Source organism: Phenylobacterium sp. (assembly GCF_044372605.1).
Taxonomy (GTDB): domain Bacteria; phylum Pseudomonadota; class Alphaproteobacteria; order Caulobacterales; family Caulobacteraceae; genus Phenylobacterium.
The window spans coordinates 1-6,511 of sequence record NZ_JBILRO010000200.1 but is presented as its reverse complement, the minus strand read 5'-3'; the positions used below and the strand labels follow the sequence as shown (position 1 = coordinate 6,511).

Genomic DNA, 6,511 nt, shown 5'->3' with positions numbered 1-6,511 from the left:
CCCGGCGGCCGATCCCAAGGGAAATGATCTCAGCCTCCTGCGTAATCCCGATGGCCAGCGCCGCTTCGAGTGGCTGGAGCAGGATGGCCGCCGTGTGCTGATCCAGCGGTCGTTGCTGGATCCCAAACTGGAGTGGAGGATCCATCTGGTGAAAGACTCGGTGGACCGCTCAAGCCCTGACTTCAATCCCAAGGCCGCCCGCGCCAAGTTGATGTCGAAGATCAGCCAGAACGGGAAGCCGTTTGCTTGGGGTGAGGGCGTGGCGCCTGGCGATCGAGCCCACAACGACGAAGAGATGGAGTGTTTCGCCTGCCATACGTCGTGGACGACGGCGTGCGCCGGATGCCACCTGCCGATCGAGGCCAACTGGAAAACCAAGACCCACAAGTACGAGGAAGAGGAAACCCGCAACTACGCGACCTACAATCCGCAGGTCGCCCGCGACGACATGTTCCAGTTGGGGCGTCATCAGACGACCAAGGGCTCAACCATCGCACCGGTTCGCTCCTCCTCGGCGCTTATCCTGAGCTCTACCAACGTCAACCGTGAGCGGATCTATTCGCAGCAGCCGCCGATCTCGGCCTCGGGCTTCTCGAGCCAGGCGTTTGCGCCACACTTCCCGCACACGGTGCGCACCACCGAGACCAAGACCTGTTCGGACTGCCACGTCTCCGCAGCCAATGACAACAACGCGATCATGGCCCAGTTGCTGCTGCTGGGTACCAACTACGTGAACTTTGTCGGGCAGGACGCCTGGGTGGGCCTGGCAGGCGGAATCGAGGCTGTGCGTGTTTCAGAGTGGAGCGAGCCGCAAGCGGTGTTCGGATCCTATCTTCAGAAGTACGCCTACCCTGATTTCTACAAGCTCCACGTCGAACAGAATGGCCGCGAGCTCAAGTCCTGGGTGCGCGGCAAGCCTTTCGTGAAAGGCCTGAAGGGCGGCGAGGAAGACGCCATGGAGGAGATCGCCAACGTCGTTCACAAGACCCAGGACTCGGCCCGCTGCCTTCAATTGCGGGGTGAGTACATGTTTGTCGCCGAGGGGACCGGTGGATTCAGGGTCTATGACGTCGCCAGTATCGCCAACAAGGGCGTCTCCCAGCGGATCATCAAGGCGCCGTTCTCGGCGCTGGGGCATGATACGCGCGTGGCCAGCAAGAACGCCACCTGCATGGCGCTACCCACCAATCAGAACATCGCCCCGCTTCGCAACGAGCATATGCAGACGTTGAAGGTGAAGGACGCTGTGACGGGGGGTGATGTCAGTCTTCTGCAGGCCAACCAGGAACAGACTTTCCTGCCGATCTATTCCTATGCCGTGATCACCGACTCCGAGGAAGGATTGATCCTCGTCAACGTCAACACGCTGGCTGATGGCGACCCGCGTAACAACATGCTGAAGCGAGCTGTCACCTGGAATGCCGGCGGCGTTCTCAAGGGCGCGCGCCACATCACGCTGGGCGGGACCTACGCCTATATCGCCGCTGACGCCGGCATGGTGGTGGTCGATCTGACCGATCCGCTGAAGCCACGGCACGTGACCACGGTCGCGCTGTCGGATGTGCGGGGCTCTGCCCTGCAGTTCCGGTATCTCTGGGTTACAACCGCCCGAGGCCTGGAAGTGCTGGATGTCACCAATATGGCCAAGCCGGTCCTGGTGGAGGGCGCGACAGTACCTCTGGTCGATGCCCGGCGGGTCTACGTAGCGCGGACCTACGCCTATGTGGCGGCCAAGAAGGACGGTCTGGTCATCGTCAACGTGACCAATCCCGAGCGGCCGCGCATCTATCAGAAGTTCGATGCGGACGGCCAGCTCAACGATGCAGAGGATGTAGTGGTCGGCTCGACCAACGCTTCTCTCTTCGCCTATGTCGCCGATGGTCGCAACGGCATGAAGGTTCTGCAACTGACGAGCCCCTCAAGCCAACCCAACTTCTATGGCTTCTCGCCGCAGCCGAAGCCGGAGTTGATTGCCTGGGCCCGGACACCGACCGCGGCGTTGGCGATGTCGAAGGGACTGGACCGTGATCGCGCGGTTGACGAGACCGGTGGTCAGATGGCGATCTTCGGGCGTCTGGGCTCACGGCCGTTTACCCGGCCAGAGATGGAGCGCTTCTTTATGGATCGCTGGGGCCGTCCGTATCGGGTCATGGATCAGGTGGATATGACGGCCTGGATGGGGCCGTCGATCACGGCGCAGGCGAAGCGCTAGAGACGGTCTGCCCGCGGGCGCTACGCCCGGGGTATCCTCAACTCTCGTCGTCCGTCGGGGTCGTGTAGGCCGGGATGGGGAGCGGTACGCCCTTCAGGTCGATCTCGCCCACCGAGATCACAGGGATCTCGCGCTTGGCCAGTCGCAAGGTGTCGCCACTGAACAGGATGCGTGTGGAAAAAGTCTTGTTGGCGGCTTCGAGCCGCGCGGCGATCACCACAACCTCGCCATAGGCCGTGTAGTTGAAGCGCCGTTCGCCGCCGAAGTTTCCGACCAGGCCGATGCCTGAGGAGATGCCCATCCGCGTGTGGCCGAAATTGATGCCGCGGGCGATCATCTTCTGTCGAATGGCCTGGGCATAGGTGTCGATCTCCCGGGCGCAGGCGATGGCGCGATCCGCATGGTCTTCCGACGGTACAGGCGCGCCGAAGATGGCGATGATACCGTCGCCGGTCATCTTGTCGATCATCGCCTCGTGCTTCCAGAGCAGGTCGATGATGCCATCGAAGTATTCGTTGATCACACCTTCGAAGGTTTCCAGATCGAGGCTTGCCACCAGGTTGGAGAAGTTCTCCAGATCGGAGATCATAACGGTGATTTCACGCTCCTCAGCACCGATCTTGACCTCCTCGCGACCGTCCACCATGCGATCTATGACCTGTGGTGCCAGATAGCGTTCCAGGGTTGAGGAATAGAACGCCCGCTGATTTTGCAAATCTGCCGCCGCCAGCCGGCTCAGGATGAAGAACCCGAACGCAAAGCTGATGGAGGGAGCCGTCATTGGCGCCATGATCGCGGCGCGATGGTAGAGTTCGAAGGCTGCGAAACCGCCGACTCCGAAGGCGACCAGCACGATGACAACGGACATCCACCACTTCTGGGTCGAGCGGCCCAGCAAGGATCCACCCAGAGCAGCCGCCAGCACGATGATGGCTGACCACAACACCCCGGGGCGCTTGACCTGGTCGCCCGCCAGCATCTGGGACAGGGCGTGGACATGGACTTCGACCCCCGGGGTGCCTTGCTGGTGGCCCGACAGGAAGCGCATGGGCGTGGCGTGCATATCCTCCTTCGGCGTGTCGGAATCGGCGGTGGCCGAGCGGGTCACGTTACCGATGAAGACAATCTTGTCCTTCAGCAGGGCAGGGGGCAGAAACTCGACGAAGGCAGCCGAGTAGGACGGGCTGATGGCCCCGGCGTTCTCGGCGGAAACATTGGGGTCCGGCCGGCGATAACGAATGTCGAAGGGCTTGGTCGGCGGCTTCATGCCGGCGGCGACAATTCCGACTTCCGTGGCCAATGCGCGATACTGGCTGGGATTTGGGTCGTACCGCCGGATCACGTCGTCATAATCGACGTGCATCAAGGCGCGGGCATCAGAGTACCGGAGTTTTGGCGCGACCGGATAATCGACGCCGGCCTTCATGTTGGGATCAGCGACGACGATGATCGGCGCTTTCACATTGGCCACGCGGCTTTCAAAATCTTTGAATTCTTCGTCCGAGGACCAGGTGTCCAGGAGATAGTCGACGGCGATCGCCTTGACGCCCTTGGAGTCAAGCGTGGCGATCAGGTTGCCCAGCCATGCCTTGTCGATCGGCGCCAGACAGTGGCAATCCGACGCTTCGCTCATGGCCTTGGTCGCCTCACTGTCGATCTTGACGATCACGAATTCAGGCTGGGCGGCCGGCGCTCCCCCGGTCAGGCGCAAGTCGTAGGACAGATTTTCTACGTAGCGTATCGGCGTCGTCATGTTCAAAAACAGCGCTGCTGCTGTCGCCAGGATCGCAACCACGGCGACGGTGATCACATCAGCCAGGCCCTTGCCGCCGGCGGCCCTGAGACGTTGCAGCAGGCCGATCAGGCGGCCCATGATCCCCTTCGACGCAACCGCAGTCGCCATAAATCACGCCAGCTTTCGGAAAGGGAAGTTATAGGTCACGGCCGGCGTGTATTCTCCAGCCAGACAGACGTGTGTCGTCAGGTCGGGCCCATTCGACATCAGCAGGGCGAACGCCGGTGGTTCCTCGACAAGGATCTCGCGGCCATCCGGGACCTCCATGTCCACCTCCGTGAGGTCGAGGGTGAGTTGGATCGAAGTGGCCGGGGCGGCGGCGACCATGTGGCCGGCAAAGAGACCATAGAAAGCGCGGTGGATGTGGCCACACATCAACACCTTCACCTGATTGCGTCCGGTCAAAACCTCGGCCAGGCGCAGAAGCCAGGGTGACTGAGGATCCGGGTCCATCCAGCGAATGCCGCTTGGGATCGGAGGGTGGTGCAGGATCACCGCTGTGGGACGCTCCGGCGCCTCATCTAGTGTCGCGCTGAGCCAGGCCGCGCGGGCTTCGTCATAGTCACCGTGGTTTTCGCCCTCAAGGGTGTCGCAGACCACCATCCGCATGGACCCGAAGTCCACGGCATACTGCACATATCCGTTGGGATCGGTCTGGGCGCCTGGGCCGCTGAAGACCTGCAGGAATGGCGCCCGAAGATCATGATTTCCCAGGGCGTAGTAGATCGGGATTTCGCTGTCGGCCATCAGCCGCTTCAGTTCAAGGTATTCCTCGACCTCGCCGCGATCAACCAGATCGCCGCTGGCAATGATGGCAACAGGACGCGGACGCAGCCCATGAATGGTCTTCATGACCTGTCGCAACCGCTCTTCGTTCCGTCTCTGATTGAGCGGATCCTTGTCGGTCGTAATGTGCAGATCGGTGATCTGAGCTATCGTTAACAACTAGCCGCCTCCCCGAGCAGCGCGCACTATCCCCGTCAGATACGCGGGCTCAACGTCGACGGATGACGAGATTGCGAATTTCCGTCATGTCTTCCATCGCGAACCTCACCCCTTCACGGCCAAGTCCCGAGTCCTTCACGCCTCCATAAGGCATGTTGTCTACTCGATAGCTGGGCACGTCACCGATGACAACGCCGCCAACGTCCAGGTGGTCCCAGGCGTCCAGCATCTTGTACAGGTCGCGGGTAAAGACGCCGGTCTGCAGGCCGAACTTCGAATCGTTCACCTCGCTCAGGGCATCCTTGAAGTTGGTAAACCTGGACAGGATGGCGACCGGTCCAAAGGCCTCCTCAGCATAAAGCGCCGCGCTGCGGCCAACGCCTTCCAGAAGGGTGGCCTCCAGCATCGCGCCCTCGCGTTTGCCGCCCACCAGCAACCTGGCGCCGTCAGCCACGGCGGCCTGGATCCAACTGTCCAGGCGACTGGCCTCCTTCACGTCGATCATCGGGCCCACGAAAGTGTCTTCGTTATGGGGATCTCCAGCGATCAGGGTCCGTGTCTTGGCCACAAGGCGATCGCGAAGTTCGTCATAGATATCGGCGTGGATGATGATCCGCTGCACGCCGATGCAGGACTGGCCAGATTGGTAGAAGGCGCCAAAGATGATCCGCTCGACGGCGTCGTCGAGATCCGTATCGGCGTCGACGATCACTGCGGCGTTGCCGCCCAGCTCCAGCACAACCTTCTTCTTGCCGGCCTTGGCCTTGAGATCCCAGCCGACGCCTGGCGAGCCTGTGAAGGACAGGAGTTTCAAACGCTCGTCGGTGGTGAACAGGTCGGCGCCATCGCGGGCGGCCGGCAGGATCGAAAAGGCGCCCTTTGGCAGGTCGGTTTCAGCGAGCACTTCGCCGATGATGATGGCGCCCAGCGGCGTGCGTGACGCAGGCTTCATCACAAACGGGCAGCCAACAGCGAGGGCGGGCGCGATTTTGTGAGCAGCCAGGTTCAGTGGAAAGTTGAAGGGCGAGATGAAGGAGCAGGGGCCAATGGGCACCCGCTTCCACATGCCCTGATATCCCCGAGCGCGGGGCGAGATATCCAGAGGCTGAACTTCACCCGTCATCCGCACCGATTCCTCAGCTGCAATACGGAACGTGTCGATCAGTCGCCCCACCTCACCGCGGCTGTCGCGGATCGGCTTGCCGGCTTCAATGCACAGGGCATAGGCCAGTTCATCGAAACGCTCGGTGAAGCGATTCACGCAATGCTGGAGTACGGCCTGGCGCTCATATGAGGCCATTCGGGCCATAGGCTCGGCGGCTTCGACAGTTGCCGCGATACCGGCATCGATCATCCTGGCGTCGGCCAGTGCCACGCGCGTGGCCACCTTGCCGGTGTACTTGTCCGTGACCTCCAGATCGAGATTGGGGGTCACGGCCTCGTTGGCCAGGTAGAGCGGGTAGGCGTCCTTGAGCGCGGCCATGATCGGGTCCCCTGTCGCCGGCCTAAACCGCCGCGCTCAGTTCTTTGATCTGCTTGTTCAGGATCAGATCGTTATC

4 protein-coding genes are annotated in these 6,511 nt (G+C 61.7%); 1 reads left to right on the top strand and 3 read right to left on the bottom strand.

Annotated elements, in window-relative coordinates; translation table 11 throughout:
• On the top strand, nucleotides 1-2,212 hold a 2,212-nt coding region (locus tag ACIQ42_RS14350), incomplete at its 5' end, for an LVIVD repeat-containing protein (RefSeq protein WP_397422945.1).
• A gap of 37 nt (nucleotides 2,213-2,249) precedes the next feature.
• On the opposite strand, the gene ACIQ42_RS14345 is transcribed toward ACIQ42_RS14350, so the two are convergent.
• Genes ACIQ42_RS14345 through ACIQ42_RS14335 form a run of 3 tightly spaced genes read right to left on the bottom strand, consistent with a single transcriptional unit; the run spans nucleotide 2,250 to nucleotide 6,435 of the window.
• Nucleotides 2,250-4,115: a CHASE2 domain-containing protein gene (locus ACIQ42_RS14345; RefSeq protein ID WP_397422944.1), complete on the bottom strand. Its 1,866-nt coding sequence runs from the start codon at nucleotides 4,113-4,115 to the stop codon at nucleotides 2,250-2,252.
• 3 nt (nucleotides 4,116-4,118) lie between these two features.
• On the bottom strand, nucleotides 4,119-4,952 hold the full coding sequence (locus ACIQ42_RS14340; RefSeq protein WP_397422943.1) for a phosphodiesterase: 834 nt from the start codon (nucleotides 4,950-4,952) through the stop codon (nucleotides 4,119-4,121).
• Nucleotides 4,953-5,001: 49 nt separating this feature from the next.
• Nucleotides 5,002-6,435 carry an aldehyde dehydrogenase family protein gene (locus ACIQ42_RS14335; RefSeq protein ID WP_397422942.1) on the bottom strand — a complete coding sequence of 478 codons (1,434 nt, stop codon included), beginning with the start codon at nucleotides 6,433-6,435 and terminating at the stop codon, nucleotides 5,002-5,004.
• Nucleotides 6,436-6,511: the final 76 nt, after the last annotated feature.